This is a genomic window from Altibacter sp. HG106 (genome assembly GCF_028561755.1).
In the GTDB taxonomy this organism is placed as follows: domain Bacteria; phylum Bacteroidota; class Bacteroidia; order Flavobacteriales; family Flavobacteriaceae; genus DFVG01.
In genome coordinates this window covers 559,893-578,257 of the sequence record NZ_JAQQTD010000001.1, presented here as the reverse complement: position 1 = coordinate 578,257, position 18,365 = coordinate 559,893, and the positions used below count along the sequence as shown (strand labels likewise).

Here is an 18,365-nt window from a genome sequence, read left to right as displayed (position 1 = left end):
CGAAGCACGAGCATGAGCCTATTCAAAAAGATATTTTCCAAAGAAAAGAAGGAGACTCTGGACAAGGGGTTAGAAAAATCGAAAACCTCCTTCTTCGATAAATTTTCCAAAGCAGTTGCGGGAAAGAGCAAGGTAGATGACGATGTTCTCGACAATCTGGAAGAAGTGTTGGTCACCAGCGATGTGGGAGTAAATACCACCCTTAAAATCATCGAGCGTATCGAAGCAAGGGTCGCCAAGGATAAGTATTTAGGTACCGCAGAACTTAATCAGATCTTGCGAGAGGAAATCGCGGGGCTTCTCAGCGAAACGCATACAGGGCAAGCTACCGATTTTTCTGTACCTTCTACTACCAAGCCACATGTAATCATGGTTGTAGGAGTTAATGGCGTTGGGAAAACAACTACCATTGGTAAACTCGCACATCAATTCACAAAGGCCGGAAAGAACGTGGTGCTGGGTGCCGCCGATACCTTTCGGGCTGCCGCCATCGATCAATTACAAGTATGGGCCGATCGTACCGGAGTGCCTATCGTAAAACAAAAAATGGGAAGCGACCCTGCCAGTGTTGCCTTCGATACCTTACAAAGCGCGGTGCAACAGCAGGCAGACGTGGTCCTCGTGGATACCGCCGGGCGTTTGCACAATAAAGTGAATTTGATGAACGAATTGACCAAGGTGAAGCGTGTCATGCAAAAGGTAGTGCCCGATGCGCCACACGAAGTGCTGCTGGTACTGGATGGTTCTACCGGGCAAAATGCCTTCGAACAGGCCAAGCAATTTACGGCAGCCACAGAAGTGACGTCCTTAGCTGTAACCAAGCTGGATGGTACTGCTAAAGGAGGCGTGGTGATTGGCATTAGTGACCAGTTTCAGATCCCAGTAAAATATATTGGCGTAGGCGAAGGGGTAGAAGATCTGCAAGTATTCAATAAAATCGAATTTGTAGACTCCTTTTTTAAGAACGAGTAATTCACAATAACTGTACACCCTGCTACTGGGAAATGCGTCATTCCTTCTTGATTCCTTCCGGCTTTAACGTTAGAAACGATAGTTTCCTAGTATCTTTGCACCCCTAAATTAATTACAGCACATGCGCACGAAGTCGTTGAAAAAGAATAAGATCAATGTAGTCACACTGGGATGTTCCAAGAATGTCTACGACAGCGAGGTTCTCATGGGGCAACTACGGGCCAATAACAAAGAAGTGGTGCATCAGGAGGAAGGAAACGTGGTTGTAATTAATACCTGCGGGTTTATCGCGAATGCCAAAGAAGAAAGTGTTAATACCATCCTCGAATACGTGCAAAAAAAGGAGGAAGGCGTTGTCGATAAAGTCTTTGTGACCGGTTGCCTTTCAGAACGCTACAAGCCCGATCTTCAGAAAGAGATCCCTGATGTAGATCAATACTTCGGAACTACAGAACTTCCCAGCTTGTTGAAAGCGTTGGGAGCCGACTATAAACATGAGCTTATTGGCGAGCGCCTTACCACCACTCCAAAAAATTATGCCTATCTAAAAATTGCCGAAGGCTGTGATCGCCCTTGTTCTTTTTGTGCGATCCCACTGATGCGTGGCAAACACCGAAGCACTCCTATCGAGGACTTGGTGACGGAAGCAGAAAAATTAGCGGCTGAGGGTGTGAAGGAACTCATTTTGATCGCTCAAGATCTTACGTACTACGGACTCGATCTGTACAAAAAACGAGCACTAGCTGAATTGCTTCAGGCATTGGTGAAAGTAGAAGGAATTGAGTGGATTCGACTCCATTACGCCTTTCCTACCGGGTTTCCGATGGATGTCCTGGAGGTTATGAAAAAAGAGCAAAAAGTATGTAACTATATCGATATTCCGTTGCAACATATTTCAGACCACATTCTGAAATCGATGCGTCGCGGAACCACCTACGAAAAAACGACGAAGTTGCTGAAAGAGTTCCGGAAAGCAGTTCCCGAAATGGCCATTCGTACCACGCTCATTGTAGGATATCCGGGAGAGACTGAAGAAGATTTTGAGCTCCTAAAGAACTGGGTACAGGAAATGCGATTCGAGCGCTTGGGTTGTTTTACCTATTCTCACGAAGAAAATACGCATGCTTACAACCTGGAAGATGATGTGCCGGAGGACGTTAAAATGCAGCGTGCCAATGAGATCATGGACATACAATCGCAAATTTCCTGGGAATTAAATCAGGAAAAGATCGGGAAAGAATTTCGCGTGGTGATCGACCGGAAAGAAGGCAGCTATTATGTGGGAAGAACCGAACAAGATAGTCCGGATGTCGATAACGAAGTCCTTATCAATGCAGAAGCAGGATATCTGCGCACCGGCGACTTCTATACCGTTTCCATAATTGATGCAGCCGACTTTGATCTTTATGCCGAACTGGTTTAGCACGTCTCGTAGCAGCGTGCGAAGAAAATGAATATAGGTTGTCTACTACTCTTTTTTCAGCTTAAAATAAAACGTACTGCCCTCCCCAAATTCAGAATCCACCCATATCTTACCATCGTGCAGTTTGACGATCTTCTCGCAGTGTGCGAGTCCAACTCCTGTACCTTCCTTCTGTTCGTCTCCCGGAACGCGTTTAAAAATTGTGAAAATGGATTCTAAGTCCTCTTTTTTGATTCCTACCCCATTATCAGAAATACTGAAAATATAGTCGGGGCCATCTTCAAAAGCCGTCACGCGAACCTTGGGCGGGGTATCTCCTTTACAATATTTGATCGCATTTCCGATGAGGTTTTGAAATAACAATCGCAATTCGGTTTTATACCCTTGTATCGTTGGCAATTTGTCCACTTTAACTTCGGCACCACATTCTTTAATACGTTTGCTGAGATCGTATTTTACTACCTCCACAAGTTCTTTTGTGTCTACTTCTTCTTTGGTCAAATTCTCCCCAATTTTTGTGTGCTCTAGCAGCGCTTTAATTTGATTGGCCAGACGACCCGACGATTCGTGAATGTAGTTGACATACTCGTTTCCTTTGTCATCAAGTTGGTCATTGAACTTGGTGCGTAGCAAATCACTTCCAAAGCGAATGGTGCTCAGTGGTTCTTGTAAATCGTGAGAGCAGATGGAGACGAATTGTTCCAGCTCTTTATTTGCCTGTTCCAGCTCATAACTTTTTTTCATGAGCTTGTCTTGAAGCGCTTTGATTTCAGAAATATCCGTAAGGGTCGAACGCGTATAGCTATTCCCGTTCTGTTCTACTTTCACATTCGAATTCAAAATGACCGGAATGAGCTTTCCTTTCATCGTTCTTAATACCAATTCCTGATTCTTAACCTGTGAATTGTCGTTTATTTTTTCCAATACTTCACTGGCCTTGATCTTAGACGCTTCATCATAAAATTTGAAGACCGGTTTTCCAATCAATTCTTTTTTGCTCTTTGCGCCAATGGTCTTCACAAAGCGTTGGTTACACTCAACGATCGCTCCGGTATTGGGATTCACGCTGAGGTGCATGATGGGATCCGACTCGTAGAAGTCTTTGAATTTCTCCTGGCTTTCTTGAAGTTCCATTTGAGAATTGATGATGCGCTGAATGTCTATAAAGGATATTACAATTCCTTCCGTATCAGATTCTTTACTCTCAAAGGGGGTTATTCGCTTTAAAAAGTGCTGTCCCGACTTACTGATAATTTGTTTTTCTATCGGTTTCCCGGTTTCCATCACCTGCTTTGCATGCTCGATGATAGTATCCTTGCTTGTTCGGTCAAAATTAAAAGTGAAGTTGTCCAGATGACGACCGATATCCTGCGGTAACAGGTCGAAATGATGTCGTATCGCGGGTGTAAACTTCCGAATACGTAGATCGACATCTAAAAATAAGACACCAATATTGGTGCTTTCCAGTAGGTTATCGATGTCTGCGTTCAACAATGCCAATTCTTCCATTTTTTGAACGTGCTCGGCATTTACCGTTTGCAATTCTTCATTAACACTCTGCAGTTCTTCATTCGTGCTTTGCAGCTCTTCGTTGGAAGCGAGTAGTTCTTCGTTGGTGGCTTGCAGTTCTTCATTGCTGGTTTCAGTTTCTTCGATAGCGCGATGAAGATTTTGTTCCGACTGCTCCAGTTCCTCTTCCAAATTCTGAATACGTACCTGCGCGGCCTCATTCAAGGTCGCTCCTTCTAAGATCTCATCCGTAATTTCCTTAAAATCACGTTCTATCAAAGTAATCACATAGCGTCGCTCCTGATCTGCTTTTGGTTTTTCAGGGGTAGGAGAGACCAGTAAATCCACCAATCGGGATTGTTCCTCATTCTTTATTACGATGTCTTTGTGATATACTTTTTTTCCTTTGCTTTTTGCTTTTTTTACCGCGTTTGTCACAGGGATCTTAAACTCACTGGGAAGCATTTTCAACAGATTTGTACTGAAGCCTTTATTAGGAAGCGTTCCAAAATTTCCAAAATTACCTTTGGCCTCGATAATGTTCAAATCTTCATCAATAAATAAGGAGGCTGCGTTAAGCTGGTCGAGTAGCGCCTCACTAATGGAGTCCCCAATTTGTCGATACTCTTTGGCCTTTAACAAGTTTGGATGTGATTGTGTTTCCTGAGAAGCGACTCTTCGTTCTCTATCGGTCGTAGAATGTAGCGATTCTGTGCGTAAGCTTTTGGTGATCTCTGTATTCTGAAAGATTTTCCATTTTTGATGGACGGTATCGTAATAATTCTTCTCCTGTCCCAAATGCTCGCTACTTCCCAACATGAGGTATCCGTCCATTTTCAAGCTGTAGTGTAAAATTTTTAGAACGCGTTTCTGAATCGCTGCCTGAAAATAGATCAACAGATTTCGACACACCACCAAATTGATATTATTAAAAGGCGGATCGGTGATCACATTATGGTTCGAAAAAATGATGGTCCTGCGGATAGCATCATTAATTTTGAACTTGTCCTTGTCAATATGGAAATAGCTAGAGACGATATTAGGTGACAAGCCTTGTAGAATGGTTTTTTCGTAAGCGCCTTTGCTGGCGATGTCTAAATGGACTTGCGAGATGTCGGTAGCAAAGATCTTGAGGGTTAATTTCTTTTCATATTTTTTACAAGCCTCGTGAAACAAAATGGCAAGCGAATAGGTTTCTTCTCCGGTGCTACAGCCTACATCCCATATCTTCAATGTGCCTTCATCGGGAGCGGCTTCCACCATGGGCTGGATTACGTCATTGTCTAATACATCCCAGGCGAGTTCGTCTCTAAAAAATTTAGTGACACCTATGAGGAACTCTTTGTAAAGAATGTCGATCTCACTCGGATCTTTCATCAGCAGTTCATAATAAGCATCCAAAGAGTCAAGTTGATGAATCTGTAATCTTCTGCTCATCCTTCTAATGAGCGTGGGTTTCTTATAGAAGTTAAAGTCCAATTCGGAAGACTCCTTAATCAATTGTAAGATCTTGTTAAAGGTTTCTTCATCAGCGTTGACAAGTTGTTCAGAAGCATTATAAATTCGTGGTGTACTGAAATAACTAGCGATTTCGTTGTACATTTCTTCTACGGGAAGAATGTAATCTGCCAGGCCGGTCTTAATGACACTCTGAGGCATTCCATCAAACTTCGCCTGTTCGGGTTGCTGCGCCACGACCAGTCCGCCATTTTCCTTGATATGCCAAACTCCTTTGGTGCCATCGCTTCCGGTACCACTCAAGACAACTCCCACCGCATTTTCCTTATAACTTTTTCCCAAGGATTCAAAAAACATGTCTATAGGCAAGTTCAATTCCTTACCTTCCGGTTTCTTAAGAAGTTTCATGTGGTTGTCCTCGATCACCAAATTGTTGGTGGGAGGTATAATATAGATGGTATTCTTCCGAATTTCCATATCCTGCTTTACTTCTACCACAGGCACCGTGGTTTGTTTCGACAATAATTCGCCCATAAGGCTTTTATGGTCGGGAGATAAATGCTGAACAATCACAAAGGTATATTGCGTTTGTCTGGGAACATTGTTAAAGAACTGCGTTAATGCCTGCAATCCACCGGCGCTTGCGCCAAGTGCTACAATGACGTGTTTACTTGAGTTTTGGTTCAATGGAAGGTATGTTTTTTGAAAATATCGTTAAGATTTTTTGCAATAGTGTTAATCGTTGAAAACTACTATGTTTATTGGTAGTTTGAATGATTACAAGATACTTAAATTTGAGGTCAAGCCCTTAGATTTAAGAAAATATTAAGAAATTTTGGCAAGGGGTGGTAGGCTGTATCCGTAGCAAATAAAATACCTTCGTAGGATGAATCGCCTTCTCATTATTGGACATACCCTACCCGAGGCCAAAACAACCGCGGCCGGGGTGCGTATGATGCAACTTATCGATATGTTTAGCAATGCGGGTGTTGACATCGTTTTTGCTTCCGTTGCCGATCAATCCGAGTACTCAGAAACCTTTGTTGGCTATCAGGTGCGTTTCGAATCCATTCGACTCAACGATGCTTCGTTCGATACGTTTCTGCGGAAAGAAATTCCCGATATGGTGCTGTACGATCGATTTATGACCGAAGAACAGTTTGGTTGGCGCGTTTCAGAAATCTGCCCTGATGCGCTTACGCTGCTCGACACAGAAGATCTGCATTTTCTGCGGAAGGCACGGCAAGAGGCCGTGGAGAACGGAAAACCGGTACATGAAGCCAACCCTTATTCAGAATTAGCAAAACGCGAAATTGCCAGCATCCTGCGATGTGACCTCACTCTAATCATTTCGGAAGTGGAATGGAAATTATTAATTGAAAAATTCCACCTGCCCGAAGCCTTACTCTATTACCTTCCTTTGTTTGCTGAAGCACCTTCAGACCAAGGTAAATTACTACTTCCCCAATATGACGCCAGACAGCATTTTGTAACTATAGGAAATTTTAAACACGCGCCGAATGCGGATGCTGTTCGTCATTTAAAAATACGGCTTTGGCCGGCCATCAAGAGGGTACTTCCTGAAGCTCAACTTTATATCTACGGGGCATACGCGACTTCAGAAATAGAACGACTTCACAGTGAAGAAGAGGGATTCTTGCTGCAGGGATGGGCGCCGGAGGCTCATGAAGTGTTGCGTCAGGTTCGGGTATGTCTAGCTCCGTTGCGATTTGGCGCCGGACTCAAAGGGAAGGTGCTTACCGCGTGGAGTGTAGGCACTCCGGTGATTTCCACTTCCATTGGTCTGGAAGGTTTAGATAACCATACCTACCCTCGGTTTGCTGCAGATACTCCAACCGAATGGGCTTCCGAAGCGGTACGACTCTACCAAGACAAGTCATATTGGCACCAACAGCAGCAATTAGGATTTTCTTTGCTAACACAGCGTTTTGAGCCTAGCCTGTTTAAAGTTCCGTTTCTCGAGCATGTTACCACACTATTGCTAACCTTAAAGGAGCATCGAAACGCGCATTTTATTACGCAAGTGATGCGGCATCATACCTTACAAACGTATAAGTATTTGAGTAAATACATTGCTGAGAAGAATCGATCGAAGCAATAGCACAGTACGGTGGTAGACAAATGTTATTCTTTTGCTAAAGACCCGGCGCCCCTGCCTATTTGTTTTTATCTTGAAAATTACACTAAAAAATAGGTTACATGCGTTGGAATACTTTGGAATGGGTGATTACGTCCGCTATCATTGCGTTTGCGGTGATTTCGTTCTTTCTTTTTAGAAGCTCTGGGTTTAGTAGAATTATTGCCGACTCCGACGAATATGAAATCAACGCGTCCTGGAACCTGCCGGAATCCCTCTACGAAATCTCGGGCTTAAGCTTCCTTTCCGAAGACCGCGTGGCCTGCGTTCAAGATGAAGATGGGATTGTTTATATTTTCAACCTGAAAACATCTCAAATTGAACGTGAGATCAAATTTTCTGATCCGGGAGATTACGAAGGAATCGCTGTGATTGGAAACACGGCATATGTCGTTCAGAGCGATGGAGATGTTTTTGAAATTTCAGAGTACACCTCCGAACCTGACACCCAAAAATATGAGAACCTTATCAAATCGAAGGAGAATATTGAAGGCCTGTGCTACGATAAAAAGAACAACCGACTGCTCCTGGCGGCAAAGGGGGCGCGTGCGAATGACGAGAACTTTAGACGAATCTACGCCTTCGATCTTGACTCCAAAACTATTGACAAGTCACCGGCCTATACCATCCAATACACGGATTCTATTTTTAATCGCTTGAGCGATAATATTTTGTACCGAAACATCATGCCATCTGCTATTTCCGTACATCCTAAAACCAGTGACATCTATGTGCTGGAGGGCAAGTCGCCAAAATTATTGGTGTTAGATCCTACTGGAGCCACCAAAGCGTTATTTGTACTCGACATAGAGACCTTTCCGCAGCCGGAAGGCATCACCTTTAGCCCCGATGGCGATATGTATATTTCTAATGAAGGTTCCGGTGGGCCGGCAACTATTCGCAGGGTATCTGTGGAAGTAGAATAGCACTGCAGCTCTTCCAATTTGTTAATTTTTTCTATTTTAGAGGAATGTTTTGCCTTGTCAAAGTAGCGTATTCTTTGGCAGGAGCCTAAAAAGTGCAAACTAACTAACAGTCTACCAAATGAATACCTGTACGCTGAATCTCGATCACGTGGATGATCTCATTCCTCAACTCGCAACCCATTTTAATACCGAGTACAAAGAGAACTTTGGAGAATTCTCCTTAAAAATACCAGATCGCTTTGGAGAAGGTAAGATGTGGGGAATCAACTTTCCTAACGGGGTGGGACTGCATTTTATCAAAGGTGAATTTTACGAAGATTTTAATCTTTACTTTTCGAGCGACAGCATCAGTTCCTTGCGATTCGTTTACTGTGTAAAAGGATGTTTAGAACATGTTTTTGGAGATGATGAAGAAGTCAATGACGTCAAACGATATCAACATATTATTACGGCTCCAAAATACAGTGAAAGCGAGTCCTTTCGGTTTAAAGAACATACCGAAACGCTTATTTGCTATTTGGAAATTGACCGCGAACGCTTTCAGCAGCAATTATCCTACGACCTTACTAAAATTGACGCCGCGTTTTATTCCCTCTTTGCAGATATCAACAATCTTACGCGTATTTGGCATAAAGGATATTACAGTCTGGAGATTTCAGATATTATCGCTCAATTAGATACCTACGAGCAGCAAGGATTGATACGAACGAACTTTCTTGGGGCCAAGGCGCTTGAAGTCATGTCGGCGATGTTGGCGCTATACCGCCAGGATGCTTCGGGAATATCCAAAAAGCCCATCCTACGAGAACACGACATGGAAGCCATTGTGAAAGCGGTCGCTCATATAGAGGAAAATCTCCATTCTCTGGGTACCATCCCCGAAATCGCCGAAGCCGTTGGCTTGGAGCCGTACCGGCTGCAGCAAGGGTTTAAAAAGGTGTATCACATGACGGTTAATGATTTTATCAAAGATCACCGATTAAAATGCGCGTTGAAAATGCTCACCACCGAAAATAAGAATGTTTCGGAAGTGGTGTATGAACTCGGACTCTCAAGCCGGAGTTATTTCTCGAAAATATTTAAAGAGAAATACGGGATCTCTCCAAAAGAAATTTCGAAACGCTAAGGTATTATAAGCGATATACGTTACTGTTCACGAAGAATAAGCTATTTACAAAAAGTAACTTTCCGTTTTCCCAAAAGCTTCGAAAAAGAACGTCATCTACCATATATACAACGCTTCCTCGACCCATACGCGCTTCGCCAAAAACCATCGAATTTTTGAGTCCGTTTTTCGCTGTATCACCCGAAAACCCTGAATACGACTCTACCGTGTCACTAATGTAGCCCACCGTGTACCCATTCTCTAAATAGGAATAGGAGGTACTCCCTAATTTCAGACTAAAATAGGTGTCGTCATACCCAAAGGCCATGGGATGCGACGGGTCCATTTTCAACTTGTAAATACTCCCTGTGATAAAATTGTTCAGCATCGATTTTTCACGCTGATCGTAAGGAATGAGCTCTGTCTCTTCTGAATTCTCTTCGGAAGTATCGTCGGTACTGTTTCGTGTTAGATCGAACCCATCTTCCCCGCTAAAAGTACTCACGGCATTGCCAATGGCGATCACTTTACCGCCACTGCGAATCCAATCTTTTAGGCCTTTCATCGTGTCTTCCGAAGCCACAGAACGATACCATCCACTAGGCATTACTAACACATCAAATTGCTGCATGGCACTTGGATTGAAATCGCTGGTGTTAATAGAAGTGACGGGGTACTTTAGCTGTTGTTCAAAAAAGTGCCAAATCGATCCATAGCTTAGCGATGAGGTTCCTTCGCCTTGTAAGACCGCAATTCGGTTCTTGGGCACTAGCTTGATGTCTGGCGAACCGAAATCGGTACCATTATCACTAAAACTACTCGCAATGGCATGTAGGGTTCGTCCGTGGGTGTTGGCTGTTGTAGCGACCACCTGCTGAAAATCTTGCCGACTTCTGTTATCACTTTTGGTGAGTAACAGACTACCTCGTGGGTAGGCTTTTCCGTTAAAACGAAGTTCTTTTTCTGAAAAACGCACTTTGATATCCTGTTGTAACAAATCACTCAGAAATTGAGCGTCCTTCAAGCTGTTCCAGGTAACGATGTAGCCGGCACCCTGAGGCCCCACCTGATTGACCACACGTACATCGTTATTGCTACTGTTGGCAGGCACCAACCGTGTACTGGCCACAGCTTCCAGTCCGTATGCCTGTGGTAAACTCCATGCCGTAATATCGTAGGTAAGCGGATTGCTCAAGGCAGCATCCGGTTCAAATAATACCTTTACCATTTTTCCTTTAGGCTGATTGGTACTTACTACCAGAGCCCCTGTACTGTCCATGCTGCCGGAGTCGTTGGTTCCATAGCGATATCCATTGACGCTATTTTGAGCAGTAAAGCCATACGCAATCTCATGAAGGTCCAGAAGTTCCGTGAGCGCATTGATCTTATCGGGATGCCCCGTTAGTACGTATGATTTATAGGTAAGGTCGTCATTGTTGAAATAGGCCTTGAACGATTCATTAAGCCGATCAATATTGTTCTTTGCCACCTCTACGGTAGATAACCCAGTAGTGGTGTGATGCGCCACCCGATCGACCAGTGTCAATTCGAAGCCTTCGTCGGTATTGATGCCAAGACCGGCACGGCCGTGCCCGGCTTGTTCGTAGGTCATTCCAATAGCTCCCATAAAGGTAGGGTAGGTGTCTCCATAACTTGGGTACAACAAATCGAAGCGCTCTCGCGTAAAGAACAACCAACCTTCCTGATCGAAGTACTTGGCGTGATTCTTCCCAATTTCTTCTTGAAAATCTCGCTGGAAGTCGGTGATCACCTCATGGTATGGCTCGGCGGCCGGTGCGAAATAATACGGCTCGTTGATCCCTTGCTCGTGAAAATCGACATGTACATGAGGCATCCATTTATTGTAGACTTTTAGACGTTGTTGGCTCTCCACTTGAGAGGCCCAGGCCCAGTCTCTATTCAGATCGAATAAATAGTGATTGGGGCGTCCTCCGGGCCAAGGTTCATTGTGTTCGGTGGCTATTTGTTTGGGGTTGTACGGAGTCGACTTTACCTGGTTGTACCAATTGGTGTACCGATCTCTTCCGTCTGGGTTTACACAAGGGTCAATGATCACAATAGTGTTTTCTAACCATTCCTGTTTCTCGGTAATCAATTGGTAGAGGGTTTGCATGGCGGCTTCGGTACTGGAGGCTTCATTTCCGTGCACGTTGTAGCTAAGCCACACCACGGCTTTATTGGACGTGCCATTGCCCGCTTCAATGCCTGCATTTTGCAAGTGGTTTTTCCGCAGGGTTTCCAGCGTATTCATGTTCGACGGACTGGTCACTACCGCATATGTTAATGGGCGACGCTCATAGGTTTTTCCGTACGTTTGGTATTGTACCCAGTCGCTCTCAGCAGCCACGTGCTCAAAGTAATTAACCACGTCGGCATGACGTGAAAACTGAGTGCCAATTTCGTAGCCTAAAAATTCAGCCGGACTTTTCAATTGCGCCACGCTAATAGAGGTAATGAAAAGAAGAAGGAGAGAGAAATATCGCAACATGAATTGTATTTTATGATGAGCAGATAAAGATACATTTTCTCTGTGAAAAGGAGGTAACCAAATTCCAAGGCGAGGTATTAACGTTATTTTAGGGCGAGTACGCCGAAAGTTAATTATTTTTGACACTGCTATCCAACCGAGTATATGACTAAAACTACAATTCCGTACGCTGAAACAGGATATTTTTCCTCCTTCATATGTGATTATATTCGTCAAAAAGATGCGCTTCAGGAGTTTTATCATCGCTACCCGAGTTTAGAAAATGCACAGGCGCAACTTTCCGAAAAAGAAGCGTGTTTTTCGAAAGCGACAAGGGAAACACTGGTGCAATCGCTTCAGCAGCAATACAAAGGTGTTACCACGTCTCAGACAACACAAGACAATATTTCGGCTTTGGCTGCACCCACCACCTTTACAGTTACCACAGGGCATCAACTCAATCTGTTTACGGGACCGCTGTATTTTCTGTACAAGATTTTTTCTACCATCAATCTTTCCGAAGCGCTCCGTAAAAAATATCCTGACTATCATTTTGTACCTGTCTATTGGATGGCGACGGAAGATCATGATTTTGAAGAGATCAATTATTTCCGTACTCGGGGAAAAAAAGTAGCTTGGGAAGTAGCTGCCAGCGGGCCGGTAGGTCGGTTGTCAACCGAAGGTCTTCAAGAATTATCAACGGTCTTAAAGAAGGAATTTGGTTCTAGTGACCACGCCCGGCAATTATTGCGCTGGTTTGAAACGGGATATGTTCAGCACAACACTCTCGCTGATGCCACGCGATACATTGCTAATGAGCTATTCAAAGAATATGGATTGGTCATAGTAGATGGTGATGACACCGCGTTGAAGTCGGTTTTCACACCTTATGCAAAACAAGAACTGTTGGAACAAACCGCCTTTTCTGAGGTTTCGAAAACTACCGAGCGACTTACTTCTCTGGGGTATCCAGAGCAAGTGCATCCTCGTGAAATCAATTTGTTTTACATTAAAAACGGACTTCGAGAGCGGATCGTGCAGCGCGAGGATGATTTTTTTGTAATGGACACCGAGTTGCGTTTTACTAAAGAGGCACTCGTCAAGGAACTGGAAGATCACCCCGAACGTTTTTCACCCAACGCCTTACTGCGGCCACTGTATCAGGAAGTGATTCTGCCCAACCTCTGTTATATTGGAGGAGGGGGCGAGCTGGCCTATTGGCTTCAACTGAAGGCGTATTTTTCTACCGTTTCAGTGCCCTTCCCTATGTTGTTGCTTCGGAATTCGGTAGTACTTTCTTCGGTAAAGATCGCAGATAAATTACAGAAACTTGAGGTCGATATGAAGTCTCTATTCCTTCCGCAGCATGCCTTAGAAACCCAACACACCCGCAAAATTTCCTCTATTGATATCGACTTCTCTCCGCAACGGAAGCATTTGCAGGAGCAATTTAAAGCCCTATACAGCTTGGCCGAACAAACCGACGCGTCATTTTTGGGTGCGGTGGGAGCTCAGGAAAAAAAACAGTTGAACGGCCTGGATCATTTAGAAAAACGACTTCTAAAGGCCCAGAAACGAAAATTGGCAGACGAACTCAACCGACTCACCCTTCTTCAAGACACGCTTTTTCCAAACGGAAACCTACAAGAGCGCACCGTCAACTTTTCAGAGTTCTACGAAGCATATGGTCCGCAATTGTTTGAGGTGTTGAAAGCGCAACTTGATCCTTTGGAAGAGGAGTTTACCGTATTGGCGCTCTAAAGCGTGGCGAGGCGACTGTTAAATAAATAGTTGTCGTACGTTTTGTTGTAATACACCTTCTGTTCTAAGGATTTGATCACCTCGGTAGCGAAATCTACCTTATACATTTGTCCCATGACATTGAGGCCTCCGGGGCTAAACACATTGATTTCCATGAGTTTATTTCCTACAATGTCGATGCCTACCAAGAACATGCCATCCTGCACTAATTTGGGGCGAACGATCTCGGCCAGTTCCATAATCTGATCGGTCATTTTTACCTTTTCCGGTTTTCCGCCGGCATGAATATTACTTCGAATGTCCGACGAAGCATTCACACGCTGCATGATGGCGTACTTTCCATTAGACTGAAGGGGTTCGCCATTCATCAAGAACAAGCGAATATCGCCTTTTTTAGCTTCGGGTAGGTATTCTTGCGCGATGATAAAACCATCTCGGGCAATGGCGTCGATGGTTTGATTCAGGTTTTGTTCGTTTTTCTTGTTCATCAAAAACACATTTTTTCCGCCCGAACCCTGCAGTGGTTTGAGAATCATCTTTTGCTTCTGAGACTTAAAAAACTCCTTGATCTCTTGCGGGTCGCGAGTTATGATGGTCTTGGGTCGCAATACTTCCGGAAAGTGCTGAAAGTACATTTTATTTACGGCGCCTGCGAGACTTTTGGGGTGATTGACCACCAGCACCCGATCGTTACTGGCAATACCGCCAAAGATAAAGGCGGCGTTTTGGGCCCACTCGCGTTCGTTGATTTCATTGGAGGGATCGTTTCGTAAGAACAGTACATCTAACTCTTCGGAAGTAATTCGTGTGAAGGATTCTTTCTGAACCGCTTTAAAATAGGTTTTCTGGGTTTTGAAGTTTCGGTTTTTGATCGTTTTACATCGAGCCGTCATGTGTCCTTCGGAAGAATAGGCCAATTCTCCCACACCAATAAAGTAGACATCATGGTCTCGTTTGTAGGCCGCAAACCCCAGGGCAGGTGTGGTGTAATTGGGTTTTTCAGTGGCGTGATCATTTATGATAAAAGCGATTTTCATAGGTTGATTAGTTTAATAAGTCAGTAAGTGCAACTCCGTTGCGAAGTTCTTTTAATTTTTTCTGAACGGACGTACGTTCTAAAAAGCGTGGCAACACCGGTTTTCGTAGTACTTGTCGATGTAACAACTCTTCTACCAAAGGAACGTGATTCACATTGAATTTTCCGGTATAGAGCGTTTCCAGGGCGCCTCCATCTTGTAGGTATGCCAAGACGTCTAGCAATCCTGCAAGGTATACGGCATCTTTGGTAAGTCCACCGCCTCGATAGATACGCATGCTAATGTAATAGGCTGTTTTCTCCGGAAAGTTATATTTCTGATGCAACATGGTGAAGGTTTTTAGAAAGTTGGCGCCTTTCACCATGGAGTCGGCTGCCAACACACGCCCTGCCAAAAGTCGCATTCGGTTTACGGTGATTCCGTCCACCAGAATTTCGGCCAGTACCGCCAAGCCTTCCTGAAGTTGATCGTAACCTGCGAAGCCAGTATACATTTGCCGAAGTGGTTGCGACCTTCCATTGCAATAGGTGAGAATGTGGGTGCCAATTTCGTGCTGTATCAAAGCATCGCAACGATCAGCATCGGTCGATAGGTCGCTGCTAATAAATAGCTGGGTTTCAGAAACCATGATGCCGGCAATGTCGTTGCGGATTTCTATGGTTAACTGCTGCTGCGGAAATTGCTCTTGATAATAGTCCAATTCTTCCTGCGCATGTGCCGCAAACGCGTGACAATCGTAGCGCTCTTTGGCCTGTTGGTTTTCGCCTTGAGGAAACTTTTTTAAGATTTTTCGGGCTTCTTCCAAAGTTTGTTCCTGGACCTTTCCATAGAGGCTTTCTCCGATAAATCGAAAGCTATCGGTTCCTCGCTCCTCGAGCATAGTGAGCTGTTTCTCGATTTCCAGGCGCTTATCGCGAAGAATATACGAGATCGTAGGATCGTCTATTTTGTCGATGGAGATATCGTAAAGTTTTCGTTTTTCTTGTTCGGGATCCAAGGGAATGAGTCGGTATGTAAAAGCCGGTTTTTTCTGAAAACCATTCGCTTTGAACGCCTCCCATTGCTGGGTGCTGTTCACCGGGGTGGTGCGCAGTAGAAACGACATGCCTTCGCTTATCTCGGCCAGGGCCTCATCGGCTTCGAGGGTAATTTTATCAAGATTGGTTTTTCCCAACATCAAATAGTGCTCATAGGGGTTGGAGGTTTGAACACGAATAAATTCATACACAGCCCGCTTGACGATTTCAGAAAAGCGCGAATAAAACTTTCGATAAAAAATAGAGTACACTTCATTCTCCTCCGGGCGTTCGTAAATGGTGGGTACTCCCAGACCGATGATCAAACTCCCGCTCGCCTTAGACGCTTCTAAATCGAGCAGTGCCGAGAGGTGTTCGGGATGACGCTGATGAGTATTATAGATCTTGGTGGAGACCTCAGGGTAGATCACTCGCATTTCGTTAAAGCCTTCTTTCAAAGCAGCAATAGTGGCCGGGGCCTTACCTTCCGGGCAGTAAATTTCGAATTCGGCTTCGTGATCCTTTCGCAACGGCCACATCTCTATGATTAGAAAGGCATTTAATTTTTCAGAAACAGTGGTCGATAAACAGGCTAATAGTTCAGTAATATCTACAGTGTCTTTCACCACCAAAAAAGACGCCTGTGTTTTTAGTAATCCCGAAAAAAAAGCATCCGGTTCCTTAAACCGATACACACAAATAAAGGGTAGCAACTTATCAATATGAAGGTAGCCTCCCTCCGGGAGCACTTCATTTACAGGAACTTCTTTTTCGAGATGATTGCAAATCGTATCAATTCGTTGTTTTTCAATCATAATTTAAATGTACTAGAAAAGAGACCCACTCTAATTTTGTTAAAGTGTATTTAGCAAATGTTTAACGAGCCAAGAACGATCGCTTTCTGTTTTTTACGTTTTTTGTGGAAATTCATTCGGGAATATTCCTATGACAATAAAAAAACATCCTATTTTTGCCTATGCAAAACAACGTCCTTATTCTAGACTTTGGATCGCAGTACACCCAACTCATCGCCAGGCGGGTTCGTGAACTCAACATCTACTGCGAAATTCATCCTTACCATAACATTCCAGAAGATCTTTCGGAATTCAAAGCAGTCATTCTCTCGGGGAGTCCGTTTTCGGTGCGCGCCGAGGATGCGCCGCATCCCGATCTTTCTCAAATAAAAGGTCACAAACCGATCTTAGCGGTTTGTTACGGCGCGCAGTACCTCGCCCATTTTAACGGGGGGAGTGTCGAACCGAGTAACATTCGTGAATACGGCCGCGCCAAGCTCAGCATGATCAAAGCGGAAGAGTCCTTATTCGAAAATATTGCGGAAGGTTCTCAGGTTTGGATGAGTCATAGCGATACCATCGCGACCCTTCCCGAAGGGGGCATCCGACTGGCTAGTACGGCAGATGTATTGAATGCAGCCTATCGAATTGAAGGAGAGCATACCTATGCCATCCAATTTCATCCGGAAGTCTATCATACGACCCAGGGCCGCCAATTATTAGACAATTTCTTAACCCGTATTGCGGGTGTCGAACATTCGTGGACGCCGGCAGCTTTCGTAGATACCACGGTGCAAGCCTTGAAGGATCAAGTGGGAGACGGGAAAGTAGTACTGGGGCTTAGCGGAGGCGTGGATTCCTCCGTCGCGGCAATGCTATTGCATCAGGCTATTGGGGAAAATCTGTACTGTATTTTTGTGAATAACGGACTCCTTCGGAAGAACGAATTTAGTGATGTCCTCATGCAATACAAAGACATGGGGTTGAATGTAAAGGGTGTGGATGCCTCGGCACGCTTCTTGGAAGCATTAAAGGGCGTGAGCGACCCTGAAACTAAACGGAAGATTATAGGGAAGGTATTTATCGAGGTGTTTGATGATGAGGCAACCGCCATTCAAGGCGTCGATTGGTTGGCACAAGGAACGATTTATCCTGATGTGATCGAGAGTGTATCTGTTAATGGTCCCTCCGTTACTATTAAGTCACATCACAACGTGGGCGGATTGCCCGACTTTATGAAGTTGAAAATTGTAGAACCGCTTCGGATGCTCTTCAAAGATGAGGTGCGTCGTGTGGGTGCCGAAATGGAAATGGACAAAAATTTATTGGGGCGACACCCATTTCCGGGACCTGGATTGGCGATTCGGATCTTGGGAGATATCACTGCCGAAAAAGTTCGTATCTTACAAGAAGTAGACGCGATTTTTATCAACGGTCTTAGAAAATGGGAGCTCTACGACAGTGTGTGGCAGGCAGGTGCTATATTGCTACCGGTCCAAAGCGTGGGAGTGATGGGAGACGAACGCACCTACGAACAAGTTGTCGCGTTGCGAGCCGTTGAATCTACCGATGGGATGACGGCAGATTGGGTAAATTTACCCTATGAATTTTTACAAGAAACGAGTAATCATATAATAAACCGAGTAAAAGGCGTTAATAGAGTAGTGTACGACATTAGCTCAAAACCGCCCGCTACCATTGAGTGGGAATGATCAATA

The 18,365-nt window shown here is 44.4% G+C and carries 11 protein-coding genes; 7 read left to right on the top strand and 4 right to left on the bottom strand.

The features are described from left to right. Positions 1 to 12: 12 nt before the first annotated feature. Complete coding sequence (gene ftsY / locus PO830_RS02670; RefSeq protein ID WP_272851988.1) at positions 13 to 972, top strand: signal recognition particle-docking protein FtsY; 960 nt, start codon at positions 13 to 15, stop codon at positions 970 to 972. 121 nt (positions 973 to 1,093) lie between these two features. Continuing rightward, positions 1,094 to 2,395: a 30S ribosomal protein S12 methylthiotransferase RimO gene (rimO, locus tag PO830_RS02665; protein WP_272851987.1), complete on the top strand. Its 1,302-nt coding sequence runs from the start codon at positions 1,094 to 1,096 to the stop codon at positions 2,393 to 2,395. A 45-nt stretch (positions 2,396 to 2,440) separates the two neighbouring features. Here the strand turns inward: rimO and PO830_RS02660 are convergent, their stop codons facing one another. After that, the gene (locus tag PO830_RS02660) at positions 2,441 to 6,049 is read right to left on the bottom strand and encodes a chemotaxis protein CheB (protein WP_272851986.1); all 3,609 of its coding nucleotides are present in this window, start codon (positions 6,047 to 6,049) and stop codon (positions 2,441 to 2,443) included. Between the two features lie 199 nt (positions 6,050 to 6,248). On the opposite strand from PO830_RS02660, the gene PO830_RS02655 reads away from it, so the two are divergent. The 3 genes from PO830_RS02655 to PO830_RS02645 all read left to right on the top strand — a co-directional run bounded on the left by PO830_RS02655 (position 6,249) and on the right by PO830_RS02645 (position 9,572). Beyond that, positions 6,249 to 7,484, top strand: a complete 1,236-nt coding sequence (locus PO830_RS02655) for a glycosyltransferase (RefSeq protein ID WP_272851985.1) — start codon at positions 6,249 to 6,251, stop codon at positions 7,482 to 7,484. Between the two features lie 98 nt (positions 7,485 to 7,582). Further along, positions 7,583 to 8,446, top strand: a complete 864-nt coding sequence (locus tag PO830_RS02650; RefSeq protein ID WP_272851984.1) for an SdiA-regulated domain-containing protein — start codon at positions 7,583 to 7,585, stop codon at positions 8,444 to 8,446. Positions 8,447 to 8,564: 118 nt separating this feature from the next. After that, entirely contained in the window at positions 8,565 to 9,572 is a 1,008-nt protein-coding gene (locus PO830_RS02645) for a helix-turn-helix transcriptional regulator (RefSeq protein ID WP_272851983.1), read from the top strand. 4 nt (positions 9,573 to 9,576) lie between these two features. Here the strand turns inward: PO830_RS02645 and PO830_RS02640 are convergent, their stop codons facing one another. Next, on the bottom strand, positions 9,577 to 12,060 hold the full coding sequence (locus tag PO830_RS02640; RefSeq protein ID WP_272851982.1) for a M14 metallopeptidase family protein: 2,484 nt from the start codon (positions 12,058 to 12,060) through the stop codon (positions 9,577 to 9,579). 144 nt (positions 12,061 to 12,204) lie between these two features. On the opposite strand from PO830_RS02640, the gene bshC reads away from it, so the two are divergent. Then, positions 12,205 to 13,800 carry a bacillithiol biosynthesis cysteine-adding enzyme BshC gene (gene bshC, locus PO830_RS02635; protein WP_272851981.1) on the top strand — a complete coding sequence of 532 codons (1,596 nt, stop codon included), beginning with the start codon at positions 12,205 to 12,207 and terminating at the stop codon, positions 13,798 to 13,800. Here bshC and PO830_RS02630 read toward each other — a convergent pair. Both PO830_RS02630 and PO830_RS02625 read right to left on the bottom strand, forming a co-directional pair. Then, on the bottom strand, positions 13,797 to 14,837 hold the full coding sequence (locus tag PO830_RS02630; protein WP_272851980.1) for a glutathione synthetase: 1,041 nt from the start codon (positions 14,835 to 14,837) through the stop codon (positions 13,797 to 13,799). The genes bshC and PO830_RS02630 overlap by 4 nt on opposite strands. A 7-nt stretch (positions 14,838 to 14,844) precedes the next feature. Next, complete coding sequence (locus PO830_RS02625; protein ID WP_272851979.1) at positions 14,845 to 16,668, bottom strand: flavohemoglobin expression-modulating QEGLA motif protein; 1,824 nt, start codon at positions 16,666 to 16,668, stop codon at positions 14,845 to 14,847. Between the two features lie 161 nt (positions 16,669 to 16,829). Here PO830_RS02625 and guaA point away from each other — a divergent pair, with 161 nt between their 5' ends. Further along, a complete protein-coding gene (gene guaA, locus PO830_RS02620; RefSeq protein WP_272851978.1) occupies positions 16,830 to 18,359 on the top strand; it encodes a glutamine-hydrolyzing GMP synthase in 1,530 nt (509 codons plus the stop codon). Positions 18,360 to 18,365 lie beyond the last annotated feature (6 nt).

What these genes read in the sequence shown, in the direction of transcription:
- ftsY (WP_272851988.1), top strand. Translation starts at nt 13, where the DNA reads ATGAGCCTATTCAAAAAGATATTTTCCAAAGAAAAGAAGGAGACTCTG.
- rimO (WP_272851987.1), top strand. Translation starts at nt 1,094, where the DNA reads ATGCGCACGAAGTCGTTGAAAAAGAATAAGATCAATGTAGTCACACTG.
- PO830_RS02655 (WP_272851985.1), top strand. Translation starts at nt 6,249, where the DNA reads ATGAATCGCCTTCTCATTATTGGACATACCCTACCCGAGGCCAAAACA.
- PO830_RS02650 (WP_272851984.1), top strand. Translation starts at nt 7,583, where the DNA reads ATGCGTTGGAATACTTTGGAATGGGTGATTACGTCCGCTATCATTGCG.
- PO830_RS02645 (WP_272851983.1), top strand. Translation starts at nt 8,565, where the DNA reads ATGAATACCTGTACGCTGAATCTCGATCACGTGGATGATCTCATTCCT.
- PO830_RS02640 (WP_272851982.1), bottom strand. Translation starts at nt 12,060, where the DNA reads ATGTTGCGATATTTCTCTCTCCTTCTTCTTTTCATTACCTCTATTAGC.
- bshC (WP_272851981.1), top strand. Translation starts at nt 12,205, where the DNA reads ATGACTAAAACTACAATTCCGTACGCTGAAACAGGATATTTTTCCTCC.
- PO830_RS02630 (WP_272851980.1), bottom strand. Translation starts at nt 14,837, where the DNA reads ATGAAAATCGCTTTTATCATAAATGATCACGCCACTGAAAAACCCAAT.
- PO830_RS02625 (WP_272851979.1), bottom strand. Translation starts at nt 16,668, where the DNA reads ATGATTGAAAAACAACGAATTGATACGATTTGCAATCATCTCGAAAAA.
- guaA (WP_272851978.1), top strand. Translation starts at nt 16,830, where the DNA reads ATGCAAAACAACGTCCTTATTCTAGACTTTGGATCGCAGTACACCCAA.